The organism is Micromonospora sp. C31, from assembly GCF_018070575.1.
Taxonomy (GTDB): domain Bacteria; phylum Actinomycetota; class Actinomycetes; order Mycobacteriales; family Micromonosporaceae; genus Micromonospora.
On record NZ_JAGPXN010000018.1, the window covers coordinates 75,213 to 101,903 of the forward strand.

Here is a 26,691-nt window from a genome sequence, read left to right on the forward strand (position 1 = left end):
ACGGGCGGACAGCTCATGGGGTGGCCTACCCCCGCTGGGCGGGGGTAGGCCACCCGTGTGCCGGGGAGGCCCGCGCGCCGGGCGCCGTCGACCCGTGCACCGTCGGGTCTGGTGCCCGGGTACGGTGACGAGGCGTACGGGACGGGTTCGGCGATCCGCAGTCGGGTAGAAGTGCACCCGGCGTCGCTGTCGGGCGTGACGGCGCAGACCGTCGGTTCCGGTGCACACGGGGGTCCGTCGGCGACGGACGACCCGCCCACTGCGGACGAGGAGACCCCGTGACCGACGCCGGCCGGCGCCGCGGCAGCCTGTTCGCCCGACGGTCGTGGGCGGAGACCGGCCGAATCTCCGCCGTCCTGCGCCGGGAGACGGTGGGTGGCGCGCTCCTGCTCGTCGGGGCGCTGGTGGCACTGTTGTGGTCCAACTCGCCCTGGACCGAGCACTACCAGGCGCTGCGGGACGTCCGCGTCGGTCCGGCCTCCCTGCACCTCGACCTCAGCCTGGCGACGTGGGCGGCCGACGGCCTGCTGGCCGTCTTCTTCTTCGTCGCCGGGCTCGAACTCAAACGTGAGTTCGTCGTGGGTGACCTGCGGGATCCGCGACGTGCCTCGGTGCCGGTGGCGGCGGCCTGCGGTGGGGTGCTGGTGCCGGCCCTGCTCTACCACCTGATCGCCGGCGGCGCCGCGCCGAAGGGCTGGGCGATCCCGACGGCGACCGACATCGCCTTCGCCCTGGCGGTGCTCGCCGTGGTCGGTCGGTTCCTGCCTCCGGCGCTGCGGACGTTCCTGCTCACCCTCGCGGTCGTCGACGACCTGATCGCGATCGTGGTCATCGCCGTCTTCTACACCACCGCCCTGTCGGTCGTTCCGCTGCTCGGTGCCCTGGGCTGCCTGGCGATCTTCGGCGTGCTGGTGCAGCGTCGGATCCGGTCCTGGTGGCTGCTGCCTCCACTCGCGGCCCTGACCTGGGTGCTGGTGCACGAGTCCGGGGTGCACGCCACCGTGGCGGGGGTCCTGCTGGCCTTCACCGTGCCGGCCGCCCGCAGCGACGCGGCCGGGGGACCGGGCGCCGGGCCGGGCCTGGCCGAGCACTTCGAGCGGCGGTTCCGGCCGATCTCCGCCGGCGTGGCGGTGCCGATCTTCGCGTTCTTCTCCGCGGGGGTCGCGGTGGGGGGCCTGACCGGCCTGGCCGCCGCGCTCACCGATCGGGTGGCGATCGGCATCGTCGTCGGCCTGGTCGTCGGTAAGCCCGTCGGCATCATGGCCGCCACCTGGCTGGTGTCCCGGTTGACCCGCGCCCACCCTGACGAGGGCCTCAACTGGCTCGACGTGCTCGGTCTGGCGCTGCTCGGCGGCATCGGCTTCACCGTCTCCCTGCTCGTCGGCGAGTTGGCCTTCGGCCTGGGCAGCGAGCGCGACGACCAGGTCAAGGTCGCCGTGCTCACCGGGTCTTTGCTCTCGGCCCTGTTGGCCTCCGTGATCCTGCGCGCCCGTAGCCGGCTGTACCGGCAGGTGCGCGAGGCGGAGGCCGTCGACCGGGACCGGGACGGCGTACCGGACGTCTACGACGCGCACCCCGACCGGCCCGACGTGCACTGAACACCCGCGCCGGGCCGTCGCCCCGTCCCCCCGCCCGCCGCTCAGTCCGGCAGCAGCGGCATCTCCATGCCGGGGTCCCGCCCGAGCAGCGCCGCCCGGGTGAGCGCCTCCGACCCGAACCGGTCGCGCACCGCGTCCACGGCGGCGTCCAGGTCGGCCCCCGGATCGCGGTCGAACGGCAGCGGCGGTTGGCCGACCCGCTCGCGTACCTCCCGCCGGAGGATCTCGAACACCGCGCGGCTCGCCGCCGTGTGGGCCGCCATCCTCGGCGGCACCACGATCGCCTCGGGGCAGAGCCGTCGGGCCTGCCGGCCGCCCATCGCACTGCGCACGCCCCGGGCCTTCGCCTCGTAGCTGCACGCGAGGACCACGCCGCCGCCGACGATCACGGCTCGGCCGCGCAGGCGCGGGTCGTCGCGCTGTTCGACCGACGCGTGGAACGCGTCCAGGTCGGCGTGCGGGATGCCGGCCTCGCCCGACATGAACACAGGTTCGCAGGAAACCCCGCGACGGCGGCACTGACCTGCCCGAACGCCGTCAGGACGGTCGTTTCCCGTCCGGCGCGCAACGGGGAGGTCAGGACACCGCGGTCGCCGAGGGTGGGGCGGTGCCGCCCTGTGGGGCCTCCGCCGTCATCAGCCGGACGATGTGCGCCCGGTCGGCGGCGGACGGCAGGCCCCACTCGGGGCGGTAGCCGTACACCTCGTGCAGGGGGTGCGAGGCGGTCCGGCCGTCGAGGACCTCGATGGCGTCGGTGTCGATGAGGCCAGGGTGCTCGACGCCGCACGCCTCGGCGACCTTGACCAGGTCCCGGCGCAGCGTGCGGACGTAGTTGGCCGCGCGGACCGACTTCGAGCCCGGGTCCACGCCCCGGGTCAGCCACGGGTTCTGCGTGGCGACGCCGGTGGGGCAGGTGTCGGTGTGGCACTTCTGTGCCTGGATGCAGCCGATCGCCAGCATGGCCTCGCGGCCGACGTTGACCATGTCGCAGCCGAGCGCGAACGCCACCACCGCGTTGTCGGGCAGGCCGAGCTTGCCGGCGCCGACGAACACCACCTGCTCGTGCAGGCCGCGCTCGGCGAAGACCTTGTAGACCCGCGCGAAGCCCTGCTGGAACGGCAGCGACACCGAGTCCGTGAAGATCAACGGGGCGGCGCCGGTGCCGCCCTCGCCGCCGTCGACGGTGACGAAGTCGACCCCGCGGCCCGTGTCGCGCATCAGGGTGGTCAACTCCTCCCAGAAGCCGAGGTCACCCACCGCGGACTTGATGCCGACCGGCAGGCCGGTCTCGGCGGCGAGCAGCTCCACCCAGTCGAGCAGGCTGTCGCAGTCGGAGAACTCGGCGTGCCGGGACGGGCTGACGCAGTCGCGTCCCTGCGGGATGCCCCGCGTCGCGGCGATCTCGGCGGAGACCTTGGCCGCCGGCAGCAGGCCACCGAGGCTGGGCTTCGCGCCCTGGCTGAGCTTGATCTCCAGCGCCCGCACCGGCGCGTCGGCGACCAGGTCCTTGAGCCGATCGAGGCTGAACCGGCCGTGTTCGTCGCGGCAGCCGAAGTACGCGGTGCCGATCTGGAAGACCAGCTCACCGCCCTTGCGGTGGTACGGCGACAGCCCGCCCTCGCCGGTGTTCTGGAGGCAGCCGGCCAGGGCCGCGCCCCGGTTGAGCGCCTCCACGGCGTTGCCGGACAACGACCCGAAGCTCATCGCGGAGATGTTCACCACCGACCCGGGCCGGAACGCGTGGGCGCGGCCCCGGGCGGCGCCGAGCACCTTGGCGCACGGCAGCCGCACGTCGTGCCCGGCGCCCGGCGTCGACGGCGGGACGGCCCGACCGAAGGTGCGGTGCTTGATGATCGGATATCCCGGGGTGAACTCGATGTCGTTGTCGGTGCCGAAACCGAAGTAGTTGTTCTGCTGCTTCGCCGACGCGTACACCCAGCGGCGCTGGTCGCGGGTGAACGGGCGCTCCTCGTTGTTGCCCGCGACGATGTACTGGCGCAACTCCGGCCCGATGGACTCCAGCAGGTACCGGGCCCGGCCGAGGACCGGGAAGGTGCGCAGCAATGCGTGGTCGCGCTGGATCAGGTCACGCGCGGCGAGGGCCGCGACGGCGGCGACGGCGGCGGGTACGGCTCGGCTTGCCCACTTCATGCCGCCACTGTTTCCGCGATCGCCCGTCGCCAAACGGGCCGGTGATCAGGCGGCCCGGCGTCGACGACCCGCACGGGGGCGCGGATCAGCGTGACGTCGGCAGCCGGCGGACGACCAGCATGGCGATGTCGTCGGTCGGCTGCTCGGCGCCCATGGCCCCCATGACCGTGGCGCAGACCTCCTCGGCCGGTGCCGGCCGGACCGCGTCGGCGAGCTGCCCGAGGCCGACGTCGATGACCTCGTGGCGGCGTTCGACGAGGCCGTCGGTGAAGCAGACGAGCACCGCGCCCGGCGGGAAGTCCACCTCGGCGTGCTGCCGGGCCGGTGGCCGGCGACCCGTACCGAGCGGGGGGTCGGCGTGGACCGCGACGGGTGCCCCCGGCCGGCCCGGCACGGCGAGGACGGGGCGCAGGTGCCCGGCGGCGGAGAGCCGGATGCGGGTCCGGTCGGGGGAGACCATGGCGTAGAGCGCCGTGGTGAGGTTCCCGGCCTCGAAGTGGCCGACCTTGCGGTCGAGGAGCGTCAACGCCTCCGCCGGGTCGTCGCAGATCAGCGCGTAGGCGCGCAGCGCGCTGCGGACGCGCCCCATGATCACGGCGGACTGCAGGCCGTGGCCCGACACGTCGCCGATGACCAGGCCCAGCCAGCCCGACGGCAGGACGAACACGTCGTACCAGTCGCCGCCGATTCCGGCGACGTGCCCGGGCACGTACCGGGCGGCCATGTCCAGGCCCGGCACGCCGGGCAGCTGGGTGGGCAGCAGGCTGCGTTGCAGGGCCAGGGCGGCGCTCTGGTCGAGGTTGCTGGACCGGGCGAGGCTGGCCAGGCTGGCCCGGTCGGCGACCAGCTCCAGCAGGCGTACGTCGTCGTCGGTGAAGCGACGTCGGACCAGCGTGCCGACGTGCAACACGCCGATCAGCTCGCCCCGGGCGAACATCGGTACGCCGAGCAGCGACCGCAGCCCCATCGCCACCAGGACCGGGTTGACCACGGCGCCGGGGGTGACGTCCCCGATGATCACCGGCCGGCGGGTCAGGGCGATGCGGCCGGCGAACCCGCGGCCCACCCGGACGCGGAACCCCTGCCGGACCTCCTCCTCCAGGCCCCTGGCCGCGGTGGCCACGAGCTGCCGCGCGTGGGTGTCCAGCAGGAGGATGGCCGCCGTGTCGACGCCGAGCAGGTCACGGACGCGGTCGAGGAGCTCGTCGAAGAGGTCGGCTGCGTCGAGGCGGGAGAGCGTCGCGTCGGTCACCGCCTCGATGCGGCGCAACCGTTCGTCGTCCCCGATGCGCCTCTGGTCGGCCACGACAGGATCCTAGCCGCGCCGGCCGCCCGGCAGCGGTGCGCCGCCACGGGCCGGCGGCGGAGGTCAGTGGCGGAACGACCGGCGTACGACGCCGCCGACGAGCGCGCACCAGGTGTCGAGGTCCAGCTTGCCGTGCGCCGGCAGGCCGTGGACGCGCTGGACGTCCTTGACGGCCGTCCTGGTCGGGTGGTCGTACTCGCCGGTGGGGATGACCTCGGCGCGGCCCCGGAAGTTCAGCAGGAACTGCACGGCGGTGACCGGCAGGCCGGTGGCGTCCCTGCCCAGCTCCGGCACCAGGGTCTCCCAGGTGGGCGCGGTGAGGGTGGCGTCGACGTCGACTCCGGTGCCGTTGCGGTGCTGCCAGTCCTGCACGGCGGCGACGGTGGCGGCGTCGAAGACGCTGTTGACTGTCACGGGATAGCCGCGGTGGGCGAGCAGGTACTGCACCACCCGCACGGAGGGGGAGCCGACGAAGCGCCACAGGTCCGGCCAGCGGCGGGCCGGCACGTCGCCGAGGTCGGTGCCGAGTTCCTCGAAGACCCGGCGGCGCAGGGCGGGGAACTGTCCGTAGAAGGCGGCTCCGGGGCACAACGTGGTGCGGAAGTCCCAGTGGCCGAAGATGTCGTGGGCGTGCAGCCCGTACCGCCGGCAGATGGTGGCGCAGAGCGTGACCAGCGAGTCCAGCAGGGCCTGCGGCGGCGTCTCGGTGACGTACGTGCCCTCGTTCTCGATGCCGATGGCGCGGCCGTTCTCGCCCGGGCAGTGCGCCGAGATCATCTGCCGGTCGCCGGCCCGCAGCCGCTCCAGGCTGCCCCGGCGTCCCTCCATGACGTAGCCGCCGCGGCTGATGGTGAAGTGCTGGCCGGTGTCGGACCAGCCGTTGCCGTCCATGTGCAGGTTCTGGCAGTCGCGGGCCAGCTTGACCGCCTGTGCCTCGGAGTAGTCGGTGACGTTGGGGAACGCCATGTGGTGCACGATGATCTTGTTGGTGGGGATGGCGCTGACCGACAGCGGGTTCGCCGGCGGGCGCGCGCCCCACTCGTCGCAACTGTGGATCCAGTCCAGGTCGGCGCCGGGCTCGGCCCGGGCGGCGCCCGGGAGGGCGAGTTGGCTGCCGACGACCGCGACCGTGGCGGCGCCGAGACCGGCGCGCAGCAGGGTCCGTCGGTCCAGTGCGGAATTCTCGACGTGCACGGCATCTCCTCTGCGGCCGGGGGCTGCCCCGCGACAAGGAACTCCAAGCATCGGGTGTGCAGTGGAGGATATTGCCAAGAGTCGTCGGCCCGCTAGAGCACCTGGGAGAGGAAACGCCGCAGCCGGGGGGGTGCGCGGGGCGTCCAGCCGTTACGACCGCCCTCACACGGCGTCGCCCGGCGCCCCCCGCTCACTCCTCGATCGCGCCGCCCACCCGCCGCAGGTGCTGACGGAAGGTGTAGCCGGGGTCGGTGGCGCGGCGGGCCAGGTAGTCGGCGAACCCGGCCTGCTCGCGCAGCGTCACACCGGCGCGGACGCGCTGCGCCTGGTCCCGCTCGACGCCCCGGATGCGCTGCGCCGCCGCGAACACCTCCCCGGCGTTCGCGGCGGGCACGAACAGCACCCCGTCGTCGTCGGCGACCACGAGGTCGTCGACGTCGACCAGGTGCGGCCCCACCCGGGCGCTGGTGAGCGTCTCCGGTGCCCGCTCGTCGAGCCGGACGGGGCCCAGGGGCAGGCTGCCGTAGCTGAACACGGGCAGGCCGATCTCCACCAGCTCGGGCGTGTCCCGGTGCAGGCCCCAGACCACGAGGCCGGCGATTCCGGTGGCGACGGCCTCCAACACCGCCAGGTCGCCCACGCACGCCTCGTCGGTCCGCCCGCCGTTGTCGATGACCAGCACGTCGCCCGGCGCCGCGCCCGCGTACGCCTCCAGGAACACGTCGACGCTGCCGTGGTGGCGCACCGGCAGCACCCGCCCGGCGAGGCGGTGGCCGGGGACGACCGCCCGGATCCCGGCCGGCGCCGCCCGCAGCGGCACGCCGAGCCGTACGCAGGCGTCGGCGATCAGCGGCGTGGACAGGTCGGCGAAACGCTTCGGCATGAGGTCCTCCCGGAGGTGTCCGAGGCGTGGACCGTCATCGTAGGAACGCCGGCCCGGGCGGTCGCCAGGTCCAATCCGGACCCGCTGGCCCGCCGCCGGCCACCGCCCCCGGGTCGCGGACGAACCACAGGTGGTACCGCGAGCCCGTCGGGAGGTTCTCGAAGTCCGCGAGGGCGTCGCGCAGGTACTGCCGGGCCGTCGCGCCGGCCGTCGGGTCCAGCACCGCCCCCAGCCGGTGGCGCGTCGGCTCCGGTCCGGGCGCGTACGGGACGGGGTCGGCCACGGGCGGCGAGCAGCAGGTCGTGCGGCACGCGGCTGGTCGGGCGCTGGGAGACGGCCACCCGGTCCTCCCGTCCGCACCGGCTAGTAGGTGACGCGTACGCCCATCTCGGCCCAGGTGAGCCGGCCGACGATGCCGTCGTCGGTGAGCCCGCGCATCCGCTGGTACCAGCGGACCCCCGCCTCGGTCTTCGCGTCGAAGCGGGCGCCCGGCGGTCCGCACCGCCGCGCGCCGACGAAACGCTTGACGTACGCCACGTCCGCGCCGGTGCTGCGGGCGCGCACGGTGCGCGACCCGGGGGCCCGACCAGCCGGCTGCGGCGCCGGTGGCCTGGTGGCCGCGCGGAGAGCGGCCAGGGTCTTCGGTCCGACGACCGCGTCGACGACGAGCGTCTTCGACTTCTGGAAGGACCGGATCCACCCGGTTGTCCTCGGCCCGAACACCCCGTCGACGGTGAGGCGTGCGCCGAGCCGGTTGGCGAGGGTCTGCAACTCCCGCACGTCGCTGCCCTTGCAGCCCACCCGCAGGACCCGGTCGCCGAGCTTGGCGGCCCGTGCCGTGGTGATGCCCCACGGGCGCAGGCTGTCCTCCAGGGTGCGGGAGTGGCTGACGCTGACGTGCAGGTGCTTGGTGTGCGGGTTGGATCCGGTGTAGCGCGCGGCCCGGAAGCCGCGGGTACGGCTCCAGATCAGCCGGTTGTAGATCACGTACTGGGTGGACGGATGCTCGATGCAGTGCCGGACGACCAGCAGCGGGTCGATCCCGTCGATGTCGAAGTCCGCCGCGTTGACCGAGCGGTCGTCGGTGTCCGGGTTGTGGTCGGACCTGCGGGCCTGGTGGGCGGCGTCGCCGATCCAGCCGTCGGAGGCCCTGTCCCGGTGCGGCCAGCGGGTGTTGATCTCCTCGCGCAGCACGCGGAGTGTCGGGGCCAGGTGCACGCCCATCGTCACTCCTCCTCTGCCAGCGCGGCGAGCAGGTCGTAGTCGACGACGTCACCGATCAGCCGCTCCGGGTCGTCGTCCTCCTCGAACGTGGCCACCAGGTACTCGGCGTCGATGCTGGCGGTCTGCATGGGCGGTCCCCCTCTTCTTCCGGATCGTCACCCCGCCGGCCGGATCCGCGTGGCCTGGCCGCGTCGCGGTGTGCGGCCCTGGCGTTGCCGCGGTCGCCGGTGGGCTGACGACGTTCTCGTGAGCAACCTTCGGGACCACGGCGGCGGGCCGACAAGCGGAGAGTCGCCTTCCCGGCACCACGACTGACCGACCGATCAGTAACCACCGGCCGGTCGACGATCGGCGGCCGTCGAACGTGCCTTCCGGCCAGGTGTCCCGGTGCCGGGGCGGCGCGTTCGACTGATCGACGGGTCAGCCGACGGCCGGCCGATTCGTCGACCGGGCCGGCCGGGTGGCGCGGCCGCGTGCCGCAACGGTGGGCGCCCTCTGCCGCTTCGGACCGACTCGGCGACGGCGCGGCCGGCAACGTCCGAAGGGCGACAGTCATCCGCGGGCGATCATCCGTAGCCTCCGGGGACTCCCGCGCCGAATCCACTGGGGAGGGCGGGATCCGAGGGGGGAACGAATGGCTTTGCGCGTACGGCTTGCCGACAGCGGTCGCCGGGTGGACGAGTCGTGACCGCGGTCGCCGAGGCGGTCGCCGCGGCCGGGCTGGTGACCGATCATCCCGGGGCAACGCCACCGATGACCTACAACGTGCTGCTGCGGGTGCCCGCCGGCTCCGCCGCCGGTGTGCCGACGACGGTGCGGGGAACCCTGCAGAACCGTGTGGGCGGCCGTCGCACCCCGACCTCACGGCCGACGCTGTCGCTGTTCCTGGGGCCGGGCGCGACGCTGCGCGGGATCGCGTACTGGCTGACGAGGACGGTCCGGCCGAGCGGCGCACCGGACGCCACCCCGTACGACGAGATGCGCGTGGCCCGCGCCCTGTGGGCCTGGAACCGCGACTACCTGGCCGCGCTCGGCGGGCAGGCCGCCTGGCGTACGGGCCTGTGGCTGCCGGTGCCGGTGGAGACCGCGGCGGACGGCGCCCAGTGGGTGACCGACTGGGACACCGTGGCCGGCTGGGCCGACGGCCTGCCCACCGGGCTCCCGCCGTCGCTCGACGCGCCCGCCCAGCACCTGCCGGTTCCGGACCCGGTCGCCCTCACCGCGGAGGTGACCGCCTGGCTGGCCGGCCGGGACCTGGCCGAGGTCGCCGACGTCGTCGAGCGGGACCTGGTCGGCAACCCGTTCGAGGCGGTGTTCCGGATCGTGGAGATCCTGGGCCGGATCCAGGCTCACGACGCGGAGGACGCCGTCGAGCTGGCGGCCACGGTCATCGGCCGGCTCGCCGGCGACGAACTGGCGACCCTCGCCGGGGTGACCGCCGGGCACGCGCTGCTGCGCCGCCTGTGGTTTCTCGTCGGCCCGGCCGACGACGGCGACGCCGAGGAGGCCCGCGACGCCCTCGGCCCCGCGCTCGGGCTGACCCGCACCGGCTCGGGCGCGTGGCAGCCGCCGGACGTGGTCGGTCCCACGGTGGTTCCCGACGAGCTGCCTGCCGTCCCGCCGGCACCGCCGGTCAGGGGGCGGAAGCCGGCGCCGCAGGGCCTGGTGGCACCCTGGAGACAGCCCACCGAGAACCCCGGCGGCCGGCACACCATGGTCCTGGGCCGGGACCTGTGCATCGGCGTCACCGACAGCTACACCCAGCGGAACGGGACCAGTTGGACCGGCCCCGCCTACGCCGGGCGGCTCGACCCGGCCCGGTTCATCCGGGACAACGCCGCGACGATCGGGCTCACCACCGCGTCGGAGCGCGCCCGGCTGCGGGTCACCGAGCTGATCGCGCCCAACGAGGGACGGCTGGACGCCGCGCGCGCCGCGGACAAGGGCACGCTGTCCACCGGCATCCAGCAGTGGTCGGCGCACCTGAACGAGGAACTGCCCGTCCTGCTCGCCCGGTTCAAGCGCGCCGCGCCGGACCACTACGACCTCTTCTTCGGCATGTACGGGCTGGAGACCGAGCCGTGGTGGCGCGTCGGCGGCAAGGAGGCCGTGGCCGAGGTCGCCGACGCGGCGCAGGTCCGCGCGGCCAACCCGGAGGCGTTCGACGCCACCGGCGCGGCCCGGCAGGGCAAGGAGTACGCGCCGCGGTACGCGACGCTGTTCCGGGTTCCGCCCGGCGGCGGCCGGCAGCGGCTCCCGGAGCCACCGGACGCGGTCACCGAGGCGCTGCCTCGGCACGCGTTCTTCGGCGTGACCGCCAGGGGCAGGGCGTACACGGTCGCCCCGCAGTGGTGCGGCCGGATCCGGCTGGCCTCGCTGTGCTCCGTGCCGTACGACGTGGTGCAGGTGTGGACGGCCGTGTGGCGGTTCGAGCGGCTCGCCCGCCAACCGTTGGGCAAGGCGAAGCTGCTGGTGCGCGATCGGCCGTACCGGATCCGTGACTTCGTCACCTCCGAGTACGCCGCCGCGCTCGTCATCGACCAGCACATCAACGCGCCGTTCTGGGTGACCGAGGCGATCGACCGGGCGATCAACCGTACCGAGCGGGCCGTCGCCCGGATGGCCGAGCCGATGCGCACGGAGCTGCGCCCGTTCGACGAGGGCGCCTCCGGTGCGCTGCGCGCGCCCTGGCTGCGGCTGTTCCAGATCAACTATCTCGCCGAACGCAACCTCGTCGGCAAGCCGGACCGGGACATGCGGATCACCGGCCTGCACGACCGTTTCGACGAATCCAACGGCTGGGCCGGGCTCGACCCCGAGCCCGGAAGCTTCGCGGGGTGGGTGGGTCCATGATCAAGGTCGACGGCATTCCCGCCGAGGTCGAGGACCTCGGCATCGCGCTCGGGCTGCTGGCCCCGTCCAGCGGCGGCGTCCGGCTGGTCGAGGAGTTCTTCGCCGACCCGTGGACACGGGTCGGCAGGCTGGCCGCCGACGACGTGCAGCGCGCCGCGCTGGTGCGCGCCATCGAAGGGCTGCTGCCCTCGGCCCGGCCGCGCTTCGCGGCCGCCGGCCGGCCCGACCGGGTCACCAGGCACGTGCCGCTGCTGGCGGAGGGCGGCAAGGGCCAGGTCTACCTGGTCGTCGAGCGCACCGGGCTGGCGGCCTCCGCCCCGCTGACCCTCGGGATCGAGGCCGAGGCCGAGGCCGGGCCGGTCGCCGGCGGCCCCGCGGTCACCGCCCGGCTCGACCTGCTCGTGGCGTCCGCCGGCGCCGTCACCCCCGTCGCCGCCAGCAGGACGCATCCGATCCGGCTGCGCGCGCGGGCGCCGCTCGGCGACACCGGCGCCAGCGTCGAGGCGGCCGTACTGCTGGTCGCCCCGCCCGACGAGGCGCTGAGCCGGGTCACCGTGACCGTCCGGGGCCTGCCCGGAGCCACCGAGCCGCTCGTGCTGGACCCGGCCGCCGGCAGCGCGCAGCTGGCCCTGCTCGTCACCGCGTTGCTGCGTCACGTCCTGGCGGAGGTGGGCGACGGCGTGCCCGCCCCGGTGCGGCTGGTCGCGGCCAACCTGCCCGGCCTGCTCGGCCTGGCCCCCGGCCTGGTGCCGCTGCCGCTGGGCGACCTGACCGACCCGGCGGCATTCCGGTCCTGGCTGGCCGCGCTGGTCGCCGTGCGAACCCCGGACGGTGAACCCGGCCTGGTCGGCTGGCTCGACTCGGTCGCCGGCCTGCTCGGCGCCGACCCGTCCAAGCGCACCGACCTGCCCACCGACGCCGACCCGCTGGTGATCCCCGTGGTGGCCGGCCCGCCCTCGGTCGATCTCACCGTGGCCGTGCGCGCCGAACCCGCCACCGGTGCCAGCACCCTCGTGGTCGGTGCCCGGGTCACCTACGTCGGCGACGGGGCGCTCGACGCGGTCGTGCGCGGCGACGCCGTACTGCTGGTGGTACCGCTGACCGGGTCGGCCCCGGTCACGCTCTTCGAACGCCTCGACGTGCTGGTCGCCGCGCCCGCCCACGGCGGCCGGCTCTTCCCGTCCCCAGGCGAGCCGGCCGGGGCCGTGCAGGTCGGCGGGCTGCGCGCCGGCCTGCGCTACCGGGCGGCCGGCGGGGCGATCACCCCGCTGCTGGAACTGCGCGACGTCACCGTCGCCATCGGCGACGACCCGCACCATCTCGAGCTGGTCGACCTGACCGACGCCCGGTCGTTGACCTCCGCCGCGCAGTCGCTGCTGGAGGAGGCCATCGAGACCGGGCTCGGCCCCGCCGCCGGCCCGGTCGCCGCGCTGCGGCGCCTGCTCGGGCTGGGCACCACCCCCGGCGTCGACCTCGGACTGCTCACCACCGCGCCGACCCGCGCGCTGGCCGCCTACCACCGGCAGCTGCGCCAGGCACCCGACGGCTGGCCCGGCCTGCTGCGCGACGTGGCCCGGCTCGCGGGCACCGCCACGCCGGTGGTGACCGGTACCGGCACCCCGACCGATCCGTGGCGGGCCCCGCTGGACGCGTTGGCCGCCGCGCCGGGCGCCCCCGTGGCGCTGGACCTCGTCCTGTGGGACTCCGGCACCGCCGCCGCGCCCGTCGTCGAGCTCGGACTCGCCCTGCGCGGCGGCGCCCATGTCGATGCGAACCTGCCCTGGCGGGTGGACGTCCGCGCGGCGCTGGCCTCGATCCCGCTCGACGGGGCGGCCGGTCCGGCCTGGCTCGGCGGGGTCACCGCCACCGCCGTCTTCGACCCGCCGGCCCTGGCCACCGACGCACCGGTACGCGTGTCCAGCGACGGCGTCCGCCTCGACGTCGCGTGGTCGCTCGGGTCGCCGATGGCGGTCACCGCGACCGTCGACGACCTCGCCGTCACCGTGGACGGGTCGTCCCACCTGCTGGGCGACCTCACCCTGCCGCCCGCCGGTCCGATCGACCCCGGCCGGCCCGATCTCGGCCTCGGCATCGACCCCGCCGCACTGTGGGGCGCCGCCCGCGGTCTGCTCGCCCGCGTCGCCGAGTCGTGGGCCGGCCCGACCGCCCGCGACCTGCTGGCGCTGGTCGGCGTCGCCGGGCCGGGCACCACCGGCCCGCTGGCCGGCCTGCCGCCGCTGCTGCCCCCGGACCCGACCGACCTGTCGTCGCTGCTGGCCGACCCCGGCACCGCGCTGCGCCGATGGCTCGCCGGCCTGGCCCGCGACGAGGCCGCTCGCACCGACGACGGAACGCCGTACCTGGTGACGCTGCTGCGGCTGGTGCAGGCCGCGCTGACCGACCGGCTGCCCGCCCTGCCCGGTCAGGACCTGCCGCAGGTCGACCTGCCCGTCTCCGGCGGCGGCACCGAGGCGGCGCCCTGGCGGGTGCCGATCCACCGCGCCGGCGACGACGAGGTGGAGGTCCTCGCCTGGCTGGCGCCGCAGGGCCCGCCGGCGCAGTGGGCGATCGCGCCGCTGGTCGACCGGTTCGCCGACGTCGAGGACGACGGTCCGCAGGAGCGCGACGCGATCCCCGTCACCGGGGCCGACGTCGTCGCGGCGGCCGCGGCCGCCGGGGCGTACCTGCCGGAGATCGCCGACGTCCTCGACGGTGTCGACGCGACCCACGCCGCGGCGGCGCTCGGGGCACTGGCCGGCGTACTCACCGAGGGTGACGGGCTGGTGCCCGCCAGCGCCGCGCTGCCCGCCGAGGCCGGCTGGCGGACCGGCACCCCGGTCGCCGCCACCCACGACACCCTCACCACCGCGCCGGCAGCCCTCGCCCAGCTCCGCGACGAGATCGCCGCCCGCACCGCCGCCGCCGGCGACGACTGGGCCGTACTGCTGCTCGCGCCGCGGCTGGCCGGGTCGCGCCCCTGGGCCGACCTGCTCGCCGACGTGGCGCCCGACCAGGTCGCCGCCGTGAACCTGGGGGTCCCCGGCACCCCGCCCCACCTCGTCGACCTCGGCACGCTGCCCACCGCCCGCTGGTACGTGGTGGACCTCGCCGACGACGGCACGCTGCCCGCCGCCACCGCGCTCGCCGCCCTGCGGCACGTGCAGGACGCGGTGCGCACGGTCCGGCCCGGTGTACGCACGATCCTGGTCGGACACTCCTACCTGGGGCTGGTCGCCCGACAGGTCGCGGCGGCAGTCCCCGCACAGGTGCTCGGCCTGATCACCGTCGGCACCGCGTTCGACGGCGCCCTGCTGCCGCTGGACGCGCCGGCGGTGGCCGAGGGGGTGCGGCTGGTCGGCGTGCTGGCTCCGACCGGCCTGCCGACCGCGCCGCTGCTCGACGCCGCCCTGCACCTCCAGCGCCGGCTGCTCGACGGCTACGCCGCCGGGGAGCCCGGCGCGCAGGCCCGCCCCTGCCCGCTGCCCGCCGCCGCGTTCGCCCGCTGGCTCGGTGCGCCCGTGGACCTGCGCGGTGTGCCGGCGCTCGCGCTGTACGGCAGCCTCGGTGACGTCGACGGCAGCGGGGGAGCGGGTGACCTGCGTTCGGCGCTCGTCGCCGCACTGGCCACGCACACCGTCGAGGAGGCCGGGCCGGCCGCGCCGCCCACCCACGCGGTCGCCGCGCTGCGGCTCGCCCTCGATCTGGGCGCCCCGGCGGTCGGCGATCCCGACGTCGACGTCGACGTACGCCTCGGACTCGGCGCCGTCGCGCTCGATCCGGCGGCGCCGGCCGAGCCCTGCACCGCGCAGGTCCGCATCCGCGTCGCCCGCCCCGACGGGTGGCTGCTCGGCGGGCCCGGCACCGGCACCCCGAAACCGGCCCGCATCCGTGCCCTCACCGTTCGCGCCACCGTGCGCGCCGGCACCGCCGGCCCGGTCACCGACGTCGACGTGGTGCTGCACGACGCCGCCCTGCGCGGCGAGTCGGCCACCGCCGTCGACCTGGCCGACCCCCGGTCGCCCGAACTGCTCGACGCCCTGGTGCAGGAACTGGACCGGGTGGCCGCCGCCAACGGCCGGCTGGCCCGGCTGCTGAACGAGCTCGCCGCCCTCGGCGTCGTGCACCGCGCCGCGTCCGGGCGGCCGGCCGCCGTGCTCGCCGACGCGATCGCCGCGCTGCGCACCGACGCCACCGGCTGGCTGGCGCCCCGGCTGCCGGCGCTGGTCGACCGGGCCGCCGGACTGCTCGGCCTGGTGCGCGACGGGGCCGCCGGCGGCGGCACCTGGCGGCGTCACCTCGCCGGGTCGCCGGTGGAACTGGTGCTCCAGGCCCAGCCGTGGCGGCTCACCGCCCGTACCACCGGCACCGGCCTGCGGCTCGGTCACGGCGCCACCCTCACCGGCTCCTCGACCGTGGCGCTGGCCGACCCCACGCCGCAGGTACGGGCCGCGCTCGCGGTCGGCGGCGTCACCCTCACCCGGGCCGACGGCGCAGCGGCGCTGGCCGCGCCCTGGCTGCCCGAACCGGTCCGGCTGTCACCGGCCGGCCCGGACCTGCCCGCCCGGCTCGCCCCGCTGCTGCCCCGGCTGCTCGTCGGCGGGGCGCTCGGCGTCCTGCTCGAACAACTCACCGGCGACGACCTGCGGCTGGCCTCCCTCGACGGGCTGCTGACCGACCCGGCCGCCTGGCTGCGGCACACCTTCGCCGGCACGCCCGGCGCGCCGCCGCAGGCCGCGCCGCTGGCCGGACTGCTGCGACTGGCCGCGGCCCCGCTGGGCCTGGCGGCCGACCCCGCGCACGCCCTCACCCTGCCCGGCGGCGTCACCGTCGACCTGCTCGACGTCGGTACGTCGGAGGAGCAGGCGCTGCGACTGGTGGTCGGCACGGACAGCCCGATCGTGCTCTGGACCGACGACGCCGGCCCGGCGACCCTCGACCTCGCGCTGCGACTGGACGTCGACGGCGCCCGGCAGGTGCAGCCGGGCGGCGAGCTGATCCTGCACCTGCCGCTGCCCGGCGACTGGGGCGCGCTCGACCTGCGGCTGGCCGCCGACGCAGCGGGCCTGTCCGTGGCCGTCGCCCCGGCCGCGCTGGGCGCCACGGTCACCCTGCTGCCGGCGGTGAGTGGCCTCGACGCGCTGGTGGAGGCCGCCGGGGCGCGACTGCTGCCGGAGGTTCTCGACCGGCTCGTCGAGGGTGTCGGCGCGCGCAGCCCACGCCCCGCCGCGCTCGACGACGCGCTCACCGTCGCCGCCGCGCTCGGCGTCTACGATCCGGCCGCCGCGCCGCACGGGTTCGCCGCCCGCACCGGCGCGCTCGCCGACCTCGCCCGGGACCTGGCCGCCGGGACCCTCGCCGGCGCCGGCGCGGTCGCCGCGCCCGCCGTCGTGGCGCTGCTGCGCCGCGTCCTGGGCGCCGCCCAGGTGCCCCAACCGGCCACCCCGGGCGAGGTCGTGGTGCAGGTCGGTGTGCTCGGCGGCACCGTCGAGCTGCGCACCGACCTGGCAGCCTCGCCGCCGGCGCTGCGGCTGTCCGTACGGGACGTCACGGCCGGCGCGGTCACCGCCGACGTGGTGGTCGGCTACGCCCACCCGCACGTCACCGCGCAACTGGCCGCCCGCGCGTACGTCGACACCGGGCTCGGGGTGACCCTGCGTGCCCGGCTGTCCGCGCAGGCCACCGCGGCGGGCCTGGCCGTGCGGCTGGGCCTGCTCGGCAGCGACGACGCCGGCACCGGCGAGCTGGACGTCCAGCTCGCGCCGGCGGTGCGGCTGCCCGGGCCGGCCGAGCTGACGCAGCTCGCCCAGCGGCTGGTCGTGCCGATGGCCGGTACGCTCGCGCTGCGCGCCGCCGAACCCTGGCTGCGCCGGCCGCTGTGGCCCGGCGGGCGGACCGCGGCGCAGATCCTCACCGGGGCCGGCGTGGCCGTCGACACCCCCGACGGGATGCGGATGGTCGCCGACCTGCCCACTCCCGTCGGGCTGCTGCGCGGGGCCCTCGACACCGTCGCCGGGGTGCCGGTGCCGGTGCCGGGCGGGCTGGCCCTGTCGGTGCTCACCGATGGCGTCCGCTACGGCGTCGTGCTGCGCGGCGAGCTGGCCCTGCCCACCGGCGACACCGCCGTGCACCTGCGCTTCGGGCTGCCCGACAGCGTCGACGCCGGCTGGGGCCAGGCCGGCCGGGGCGTCGGCGTGCTCCTGCTGGACCTCACCGACCCCGCCGCGCCGCAGCTGCGGCCGGTGCTGCGGCTGGGCGGGCTCGGCATCCGGGTGGCCGCCGCGAGGTCCGGCAAGGCGCTGGTCGAGACCGGCGGATTCCGCCTCGGCGCCGTCGCCGCCCACGTCCGTGCCGACCTGGCACTGACCGGCACGGCGGCGCTGGGCCGGCCGGCCGTGGTCGACGGCGCGGTGATGCTCGACGGGCTGGGCTTCCCGATGGCCCCCGGCGGCGGCGGGTCCAACCCGGTCGCGGCGTCGCTGTTGCAGACCGGTGGCGGCGGCGACGCGACCCCGGCGAATCCGCCCCTGGACGTGCTGGTCGCCCGCGGCGGCGGCCGGTGGCTGGTGCTGTTCGGTGGGAAGACCGAGGCCCGGTTCGAGATCAACCGGAGCTACGGCCCGCTGCACATCGCCGAACTGGCGCTGCTGTACAAGGCGGCCACCTCCGGGCCGGGCAAGGTCGGGGTCTCCGTCGACGGCGGGGTCTCCGTCGCCGGGCTCACCCTCGACGTCGACGACCTGTCGCTGCTGGTGCCGCTGCGCAACCCGACGGACCTCAGCGCCTGGGAGGTGGACCTGGCGGGCCTGTCCGTGTCGTTCAGCTCGCCCGGGGTGTCGGTCGCGGGCGGGCTGGTCAAGGTCACCGGCGCCAACGGCGTGCAGTACGACGGCATGCTCTCGGTCGACCTGGCCGGGCGCGGCCTGACCGCCGTCGGCTCGTACGCCCGGCCCCGTGACGACCTGGGCGACTACACGTCACTGTTCGTGTTCCTGTCCGCCGGGTTCCCGCTCGGCGGCCCGCCGTACCTGTACGTCCTGGGCCTCGCCGGTGGCGCCGGCTACAACCGCCGGCTGATGGTACCCCGCGATCCGCAGGGCGTGCCGGCGTTCCCGCTGGTGAAGGCCATCGACGACGGCGGCTTCGGCGGCTCCGGCGGCCCGATGGGGGCGCTGGCCCGGATGTCGAAGGACATCCCGCCGGCCCGGGGCGCGTTCTGGCTCGCGGCCGGTGTGAAGTTCTCCACCTTCCAGCTGCTGCACACCACCGCCCTGGCCTACGTCTCCGCCGACCGGGGCCTGGAGGTCGGCCTGCTCGGCCTCATGCGCATGGCGTTGCCCGACACCCAGTCCGCGGTGGTGAACCTGGAGCTGGCCCTGGCCGCCCGGTACAGCACGGTCGACAAGGTGCTGTCCGTCCGGGCGGCGCTGACCCGCAACTCGTGGCTGCTCAGCCGCGACTGTCAGGTCACCGGCGGATTCGCCTTCGTGGTGTGGTTCGACCGGCCGGAGGTGCTGCTCTCCATCGGCGGCTACCACCCTCGGTTCAACAAGCCCGCGCACTACCCGGACGTGCCCCGGGTCGGGTTCCACTGGTCCGTCGGCGGCGGCGTCGTGGTCAAGGGCGAGGCGTACTTCACCCTCACCCCGTCGGCGGTGATGCTCGGCGGCCGGCTGGAGGCGTCCTACGACCGCTCACCCGTACGGGTCTGGTTCATCGCCGCCCTCGACGTGTTCCTGCGGTGGGACCCGCTGACCTACGACATCACCGCCAGCGTGAGCGTCGGTGCCCGCTTCACCATCAAGGTGTGCTTCTTCGCCTGCGTCCGGATCAAGGTCAGCGTCTCCCTCGGCGCGCGGGTACGCATCCAGGGCCCGCCGCTGCACGGCACCGTCACGGTCGACCTGGCCATCGCCTCGGTCACCGTCAGGTTCGGCAGGGCGCAGCCGCAGCCCTTCCTCGACTGGAACCAGGTCAGCGTCAAGTACCTCGGCGGCGGTGACGCGGCCCGCCCGGCCACCAGCGGCACCGTCACCGCCGGCACCCTGCCGCCGGCGGTCGGCAGCCGCCCCGACGGCACCGCGGAGCGCCCGTGGTCGGTGGCGCCGGAGTTCGCGGTCCGGGTCGAGTCGCTGATGCCGCTGTACGCGTGGCGGCTGGCCGGCAGCGGCCGCGCCGACGACCACACCGACGGGCGGGAGGTCGACGTCGTCCCCGCCGGGTCGAAGATGGGCAGGACCCGCGCGATCCTGGTCGTCACGGTCGAACAGCGCGTCGGCGCCAACTGGCCCTCCGTGCCGGCCGCGCAGCTGCAGTCGCTGCGGCTGTCCACCGCCACCGCCGGATTCCCGGGCGGCCTGTGGGACAGTGCCCTCGCCGGCACGGCGCAGGGCGGCGTCACGCCCACCATGGTCCGGGCCCTGTCGTCGGTCGGCCTGGCCGCCCCGATCACCGTCTCCGAGGCGACCGGCGCGCTGCCGGACGTGGCCCTGGCCACGATGATCGAGGAGGAGACGCAGCGGCACCTTCCGCTGTCGGTTCCCGGCGCCGCCGCGCCGGCGCCGTCGGTGCTGCGCCTGCGCGGTGCCACCGCCCCGGCCGGGACCGCCGCGACCTCGACCCGCCGCGCCGCGGCGGCACCGGCCGGGCCGAGGCTGCGCGCGACCGTCTCCGCCGACCAGCACCGGGGCGCGGCGCGGGCCGGTCTTCGCGCCGCCGCCCGGGCCCACCCGGGACAGGACAGCGGCGCGGCCCTGCCGGTGGGCGGCACCCAGGTCTGGGACACCTCCGGTGCCGGCGGGCTGCGGCTGCGCCTCGACGAGGCATCGGCGTCGCTGCGGCTGGTCACCTTCACCGGCACGGGCGCGCCGCTCAGCGACGGCCCGGCCCGCTCGGGCGCCCGGGTGCCCGCCGACGCCGCCCGCGCGGTGGTGACCCCGGCGCCCGGTGCCGCCGCCGGTTGGGCCGCCGACACGCCGCTGGTCCCGGTCACCGACGGGGTGCTCGTCGCGCCGGGCGCCACCGTCCTGCTGCCGCACCCGTGGCATCCGCCGGTCCGCTACCGCCAGGCCGGCGAGCACGTGCCGGTGCCCGCCGCGCTGCTCTCCGCCGCCGTCGACGGCCTGGTCACCAACCTTCCCGCCACGACCCGCACGGTCGTGGTGTCCCTGGACCCGGTGTCCGCCGCCGCCAGCCTCGCCGACGTCCGCATCGAACTCGACGGGGTACGGGTGAGCAGCCGGGAGGACGCCCCGGACGTCGACCAGCCGCACCGCATCCTGCTGACGGTCGACGCGGAGCGGGACGCCGAGGCGATCTCGGTGCAGGTCGTGGCGGGGGACGGCTGGCGGGTCGCCGGTGTGATCGGCACCCCCGACCACGCCGTCGACACGGACTGCACCGCCGCCCGGCGGGAACTGGCCCGGGTCACCAGGCCCACGGCCCTGCCCGACCGGCCGGCTGCCGCCGTCCGGCCGGCCGCGCGTACCGCCGCCGCCGGACTTGCCTCGGCGACCGAGCCGGCGGCCCCGGCACCAGCGGCGGCGTTCGTCGCCTTCGACGACGAGGAAACGGAGGCGTGATGACGGAGACCCCCGTCGCGCCGGGCTCGATCCGGCTGCACGACACGGTGACGCCGTCGCTCACCGCCGGCATCTACCGGTTCACGAGCAGGCTGGAGGTGACGGAACGGGGCGCCGCGAAGGCCGCGCCGCCCGCGCACGTCACCCACGTGCAGGTCGGCGCGCCGCGGCTCGCCCTCGATGCCAGCGAGGTCGCCGGGCAGCACCCGCCCCGGGACGCGGTGGGCGCGTTCGGCGACCGCCTGCCGCACGTGGTGCTGGGCCGACGCGCCCTGCCGTGGGAGCGGCGGCTCGGCGACGGCACCCCCTGGCTGGCGCTGCTGGTCGTCCGGGCCGACGAGGCGAGCCTTACCACCGGGATGCTGCGCTCCGTCGTCGGCGAGGCGGTGTTCACCCGCCTCAACGGCATCGAGCCGGTCGACGGCAACCGGACCGTCGTCGGACTGCGGGCCAAGGACCTGGCCACGTTCCGGGCGCTGCTGCCCAGTCGCACCGACGTCCGGCTGCTCACCCACGTCCGCCAGGTCAACGTCGCCGACACCGCGCTGGCCGGCAGCGACGACGACGGCTGGTTCGCCGTGGTCACCGCCAACCGGCTGCCGCTGGGCGGGGCCACGCCCACGCCGTACACGGCCTGCCTGGTGTCGCTGGAGGCCCGTGACGAGGTCTGGGCGGCGGACCTGGCCAGCGTGCCCACGCTGCTGGTGCTGGCGTCCTGGCCGTTCGTGACCGGCTCCGCCGGCGGCACCTTCGAACACGTCGCCGCACACCTCGACCTCGACGCGTTCGGCGCCCCGCCGGACGGGCAGCCCCCGCTGGTGGACGCCGCCGGGGCGCTCGCGCTGACCGCCACCCGCCGCGACGGCACACCGGCCACCACGGGCTACCGTCCACCGCTGCTCGGTGCGGTGCCCGACCCGCTGCCCGCGGGGCCGGGCGACGCGACCGGCGACGCCGCGTTCGAGCTGGGCCGGCTCCTCGCCGCCGCCGACGGCCGGTTCATCCGCGAGGTGGTGGCCTGGCACCGGGCCGCCGACGACGCGGCCCGCGCCGGCAGCGCGGCGAGCCTCCGCGAGGACAGCGTCCGTTCGTACGCCGCCTCCGGCAGCCTGCCGCACCGCGCGGTGGCCACCGCCGACGCCGCCGACCAACCCCTCGCAGCCCTCGGCGAGACGTTCGCGCGGCGGCTGCTGTCCCGCACCGTCCGCGCCGACCTGTGGCAGACACACCCGGGCGGCGCCAGGGTCGTCGGGCGCGAGCCGCGCCCGGAAGGAGAACCGTCGTGACGACCCACCTGTCCGCCGGCGGCCGGCTGCTCGCCGAGCGGCTCGGCGCGCTGGTCGGCCCGCCCGCCGACGCCGACGAGGGGCCCGAGCCGCGGGTCCGCGCCCTGGCCGGCGGAGCGCGCGTGCTGGCCGGCGGAGCGCGCGTGCTGGCCGGCGGAGCGCGCGTGCTGGCCGGGACCGCCGAGCCGGCCGTGGCGGCGACCGCCGGTGTGCCGCCGCTGCCGCCGTACGTCGAGCACGTGCTGGCCCGCTGGAGCCTGCTGCACGACCTGCCGTTCCGCTATCTCGTGCCCGACGCCCGCCTGCTGCCGCCGGAGTCCATCCGGTTCTTCCGCCTGGACGGTGGCTGGCTCGATCGACTGCGGGCGGGGGCGCTGGCCGTCGGCGGTGACGGCAGCCGGGAACGCGCCGGCACCCGTACGCTGCTGCCGCAGGTCACCGCCGCGGTGACCGAGCAGCTGCCGCTGGTGCGGGAGGTGCAGCGCGCCCGCATGTCGATCCCGGTCGCCGCCGACCTGCTCGCCGAGGCCCGGGCCACGGGGCAACTCACCGCCGAGGCGGCCGGGCCGGTCCCGGTCACCGGGTTCCTGCTCCGCTCGTCTCTGGTCAGCGGTTGGCCCGGCATGGAGGTACGGGCCTGGAGCAGTGACGACCCCGCCGTGGTACGACCGGGCGTCGACCCGGACGAGCTGGCCCGTACCCGACCCGACCTGGTGGTGGAGCTGCTGCGCCTGGAGCGGCTGTCGCCGTCGGTACTGGTGGCGTTGTTCCGCGGCGCCCCTCGACTGGTGTGGCTGGAGGAACCGCCGCAGAGCGTGCAGTTCGGCCTGGAATCCGACGGGACGGGCTGGCGGGCGCCGATCCGCGACGGCGCGGGACCGGACCTGGGCAGCGTCCCGGTTCCGATGCGCCCCGGCCCGGTGCCCGGCGTCGTCGACGTCGCCGGCCTGGCCAGGAACCTCGACCAGGCACGCCCCCTGCCCCAGTCGCGTGGCGGCGCAGCCGTGGCCCTGTCCCTGCTCCAGGCGCCGTCGCGGCAGCGGTTCGGCGCCTCCACCCCGCCGGCCTGATCCTCGGCGCCACCGCCGGCCCGAACGCCGTCGGGCCCGCCTCGAACAAGGGAGCTCTCTTCCGTGACAACTGTCCTCGTCCCGGTCGCGCTCGACGTCCTGGTCCTGCGGGAGCCCGGCGCCGCGTCCGACTGGGCGCGTACGGCGCTGACCCGGCCCGCCCCGCCGGCCAGCGGCCGGGTGCAGCAGGACGTGCTGCCCGAACCGTTCAGCGCGCGGGAGAACGCCCGCCCGCCCGGCGCGCACCTGCACTGGGGGCTGCCCGACGGGTTGACCCGCGGCACCGCCGACGAGACCGGCGCCACCACGTTCCCGCCCGTGCCCGACCGGTGGCTGGTCGTGCGGATTTCCGGCCCGGCGACGCCCGGTCCGCGAGCGGTCGAGGCGTGGCTGCTGCCCTACGCGGGCGCGATCGACGCGGTGCGGGTGGACCGGGCGTTGACCGGCCCCACCCTGCCGCCTGCCGGAGCCGCGCCGAGGTCGCCGCTGACCGCGCTCGGCCACGGCGACCTCGGCTGGGCCGGCTACTACGACAACGTGACCCACCGGTTCGCCCTGCACGACGAGCTGACCGGGGTGACCGGGCCGGTGGCGTACCTGGTGCTCGGCTGGTACACCGATCCCACCCGCGACCCCCTGCACGTCACCCAGGAGACGGTGTACACCCAGCGGATGGAGGATCTGGGCTGGGAGGTCCACCCGCCGCGCCGCTCCGACCAGCCGGTGCCGGACCGGTCGGTCTACCACGCGGCGGCGGTGTCCATCGGGTGGCCGCAGCCGAACTGGCCCGGCGACGGCGGCCTGCTCGGTCGGGAGAGCGACTACCGCCCGGAGCCGGACACGGTGGCGGTGGCGTTGGGGGAGACCCTCGCCGAGGCCCTCGCGGCAGTCGCCGCCGAACCGGACGATCCGGCCGACGCGGCCCGCCTGGTCGAGGCGCTGCTGCAGGGCGCGCTGTCCGACGTCACCAGCGCCGACGGTCCCGCCCGGCTGGAGGCATCCCTGCACCAGAGCCGGTTCGGCTCGGCCCCGGCGGCGGCGGGCAACGAGTACATCTGGCAGCCGGCGACCGGCTCGGGCGGCGCTGCCGGCGGCGGGTCGTTCGTACAGGTGGAACGGACCCGGCCGCGGGTCTGGCACGCGCTGGAGCCGGCGCTGGTGGTGGCCGGCGGCGGGCGCAGCCCGAAGCACGGCGCGGACGGCCGCTACTCCGCGGTGGGCAACCTGCTGTGCCGGGTGGACGGGCAGACCGTGCGCGGCTTCGGCGTGGCCGGCGGCGACGCCGGCCGGGGCGCGGCGGTGCTGCCGAGCAGTCCGCTCGCCGGGCTGCTGCCCCAGTACGGCGTGCCGGCGGTGGCTGCGGACCTGCTCGTCGAGCTGGCCAGCATCGACCCGGGATCGGCCCCCGACCTGGCGCTGGCCACCGACACCCAGCCGTCGCCGGTGGCCGCCGCGCGGGCCGCGTGGTGGGCGCTGTTCGACCCGGGCACCGGGGACCCGACGCGCCCACCGGCGGGCGCCGCGGTCGACGGCCAGTTGCCCAGCCCCGTGGGGGTCACCCCGCCGAGCCGGCCGTGGAACCCGCTGCTGCTGGAGTGGTCGGCAACCTACCTGCCGTCCCCGCGCGGAGCGCACGACTGGCCCCTGGGCGAGGTCGACTTCGAGCTGCCGGCCGCGGTGAGCGAGCCGGCGCCGGAGACGGGCCGTACGCTGCGTGGGCGGGTGATGCTGTCGGCGTCGGCGTCGACCCTGTTCGACGGCACGGTCGACGCGCAGGACGCCGAACGGGACCTGCTCTCCGGCGAACTCGTCGGGATCGCCGAGCAGCTGCGCAACGACGCCACCGGGCTGGTGGTGGACGCCCCCGACGCCCCTGACGCCGCGCAGCCGCCGCCGACTCCCCGCGCCGCCGACTTCGTGGCCCTGCGGGCCGGGTTCCTGCGCCTGGACCGGGCCCGCCTGGTCGACGGCTACGGCCGTTTCCTGGAGGTGCTCGGCCCGGGGGCGGCGACACCCGCGCCGGTGGCGCACGGGGTGACGCTCGCCGTGCCGGGCCACCCGGACCTGGCCGCCCTGCGACCGCGGTTCACCGCCCCGGCCCGGGTGCTGCTGCGCTTCGCCGACGCGCTCGGCGCGGCACGCGACGCGGACGCGGGCGTCAGCCCGGTGTGCGGTTACCTGGTGCCGTCGTCGGTGGACCGCACGCTGGAGTTCTTCGACGACAGGGGCAGCGGCTACGGGCGGCTGCGCCCCGACCCGCAGACGGTGACGGCGTGGGAGGAGGACCCGGGTCGCCCGGCGACCCTGGGCGCGCCGCCCAGCCGGTTCCTGCCGAACCCGCTGCTGGCCCGGTTCGCCGACCGCATGCTGGCCGCCGACCACGCGCTGGCCACCGCCCGGGCGGGCGGACACCCGGCCGGCGTGGCGCAGAGCGCGTTGGAGTCGCTGCTGCGGGTGCTGGACACGACCCGGTGGACGGTGGACGTGACCGGCCGGGCCGGTGACGAGCACCTGGCGCTGCTGCTCGGCCGGCCGGTCGCGGTGGTGCGGGCCTACCTGAAGGTGGAGGTGGAGGATCCGCGGCAGCCCCCGGAGAACGCGCGCACCGGCGTCCCGGTGCGGCTGGGCACGCTGTCGCGCGCGCAGGACGGGCTGCTGGCGTACTGCGTCGGTGACGACATGGACCGGCTGCACATCGTGGACCCGGCGGTGGCACTGCTCGCGCCGGGGCTACCCGACGTGGGCGGAGCGGCCGCGCTGCCCGGCGCCGACCCGATCACCTCGCCGTACGTGGACACCTCCGGGGTGTTCACGGTCAACCCGGGGGTGCCGGTGCCGCTGACCCTGCTGATGGTGCCCGGCTCCGACGTGCACGTCACCGCGGGGCTGGTGCCGCAGAAGTCGGTGGGGCTGCTGCGGGAGTGGACGTCCTCGGCGCTGTCCCGGCTGTCGCCCGCCCTGCGCTACGGCCCGGTCCTGCACGACCTGGAGACGACCCGTCTGCCGCTGCCGCAGGACGTGCGCGGCTCGTGGCACTGGCACCGGCGCGCCGAGCCGGGCACGTGGCGGACGGACGTGGTGGTGCCGAGCACCCCGGACGCGCTGCTGCCGAACGAGCCGTCGTCGGCGAGCGAGGGCTGGCTGCAGGTGGCACTGGTCGCCGACACCGAGTACCACGATGCGGCCGTGCCGGTCCGGGTGAGCTGCCTGCGCACGTCGGGTGGCACGACCGTCGCCGTCGGCGGGCACAACGGCGACGGCAGCCACTTCCTCATCCCGGTGCCGGAGGCGATCGAGCTGATGGGCAGCGGCCGGTTCACGTTCTTCGTGCAGGAGCCCGGCACGCAGCGTACGACCATCCGGGTGGTGCGGCCCAAGCGCGGCCGGCCCTACCTGCGCACGATCGCGGACGACGAGTCGCCGAACAACCTGGACAGCCTGCCGGAGTGTGACCACGTCCGGTGAGGCGCCGCGCGACGGTGTCGACGCCGGCGGGGCGGTCGGCGCCGACCCGGTCGGCCGGCGCGACAGACCCGCGACGCGGCGTT

The 26,691-nt window shown here is 76.2% G+C and carries 14 protein-coding genes; 6 read left to right on the forward strand and 8 right to left on the reverse strand.

The features are described from left to right. Positions 1-278: 278 nt before the first annotated feature. Complete coding sequence (nhaA, locus tag KBX06_RS21810; protein WP_210838054.1) at positions 279-1,598, forward strand: Na+/H+ antiporter NhaA; 1,320 nt, start codon at positions 279-281, stop codon at positions 1,596-1,598. 41 nt (positions 1,599-1,639) lie between these two features. Here the strand turns inward: nhaA and KBX06_RS28760 are convergent, their stop codons facing one another. From KBX06_RS28760 to KBX06_RS28285, 8 genes are all read right to left on the reverse strand, one after another. Next, the gene (locus KBX06_RS28760) at positions 1,640-2,080 is read right to left on the reverse strand and encodes a hypothetical protein (protein ID WP_210838056.1); all 441 of its coding nucleotides are present in this window, start codon (positions 2,078-2,080) and stop codon (positions 1,640-1,642) included. A 94-nt stretch (positions 2,081-2,174) separates the two neighbouring features. Further along, positions 2,175-3,749 (reverse strand): FMN-binding glutamate synthase family protein, encoded by a 1,575-nt coding sequence (locus tag KBX06_RS21820; RefSeq protein ID WP_210838058.1) that lies wholly within the window; start codon positions 3,747-3,749, stop codon positions 2,175-2,177. 85 nt (positions 3,750-3,834) lie between these two features. Then, a complete protein-coding gene (locus KBX06_RS21825; protein ID WP_210838060.1) occupies positions 3,835-5,055 on the reverse strand; it encodes a PP2C family protein-serine/threonine phosphatase in 1,221 nt (406 codons plus the stop codon). A 63-nt stretch (positions 5,056-5,118) separates the two neighbouring features. Further along, a complete protein-coding gene (locus tag KBX06_RS21830; RefSeq protein WP_210838061.1) occupies positions 5,119-6,249 on the reverse strand; it encodes an N-acetylmuramoyl-L-alanine amidase in 1,131 nt (376 codons plus the stop codon). A 190-nt stretch (positions 6,250-6,439) separates the two neighbouring features. Further along, positions 6,440-7,132, reverse strand: a complete 693-nt coding sequence (locus KBX06_RS21835; protein ID WP_210838063.1) for an RraA family protein — start codon at positions 7,130-7,132, stop codon at positions 6,440-6,442. A 34-nt stretch (positions 7,133-7,166) separates the two neighbouring features. Beyond that, positions 7,167-7,415 carry a hypothetical protein gene (locus tag KBX06_RS21840; RefSeq protein ID WP_210838065.1) on the reverse strand — a complete coding sequence of 83 codons (249 nt, stop codon included), beginning with the start codon at positions 7,413-7,415 and terminating at the stop codon, positions 7,167-7,169. A gap of 80 nt (positions 7,416-7,495) precedes the next feature. Next, positions 7,496-8,356 (reverse strand): peptidoglycan-binding protein, encoded by an 861-nt coding sequence (locus KBX06_RS21845; RefSeq protein WP_210838067.1) that lies wholly within the window; start codon positions 8,354-8,356, stop codon positions 7,496-7,498. A 2-nt stretch (positions 8,357-8,358) separates the two neighbouring features. Further along, on the reverse strand, positions 8,359-8,484 hold the full coding sequence (locus KBX06_RS28285; protein ID WP_256442449.1) for a hypothetical protein: 126 nt from the start codon (positions 8,482-8,484) through the stop codon (positions 8,359-8,361). 556 nt (positions 8,485-9,040) lie between these two features. On the opposite strand from KBX06_RS28285, the gene KBX06_RS21850 reads away from it, so the two are divergent. From KBX06_RS21850 to KBX06_RS28555, 5 genes are all read left to right on the forward strand, one after another. Further along, positions 9,041-11,209, forward strand: coding sequence for a hypothetical protein (locus KBX06_RS21850; protein ID WP_210838069.1), 2,169 nt, complete (start codon positions 9,041-9,043; stop codon positions 11,207-11,209). Then, positions 11,206-20,787 carry a DUF6603 domain-containing protein gene (locus tag KBX06_RS21855; RefSeq protein WP_210838071.1) on the forward strand — a complete coding sequence of 3,194 codons (9,582 nt, stop codon included), beginning with the start codon at positions 11,206-11,208 and terminating at the stop codon, positions 20,785-20,787. Before KBX06_RS21850 ends, KBX06_RS21855 begins: the two co-directional genes overlap by 4 nt. After that, positions 20,787-22,073, forward strand: coding sequence for a hypothetical protein (locus KBX06_RS21860; protein ID WP_210838074.1), 1,287 nt, complete (start codon positions 20,787-20,789; stop codon positions 22,071-22,073). Before KBX06_RS21855 ends, KBX06_RS21860 begins: the two co-directional genes overlap by 1 nt. Continuing rightward, complete coding sequence (locus KBX06_RS21865) at positions 22,070-23,143, forward strand: hypothetical protein (RefSeq protein ID WP_210838076.1); 1,074 nt, start codon at positions 22,070-22,072, stop codon at positions 23,141-23,143. Before KBX06_RS21860 ends, KBX06_RS21865 begins: the two co-directional genes overlap by 4 nt. 63 nt (positions 23,144-23,206) lie before the next feature. Then, positions 23,207-26,608 (forward strand): DUF3892 domain-containing protein, encoded by a 3,402-nt coding sequence (locus KBX06_RS28555; RefSeq protein WP_210838078.1) that lies wholly within the window; start codon positions 23,207-23,209, stop codon positions 26,606-26,608. The last annotated feature ends 83 nt before the right edge of the window (positions 26,609-26,691 follow it).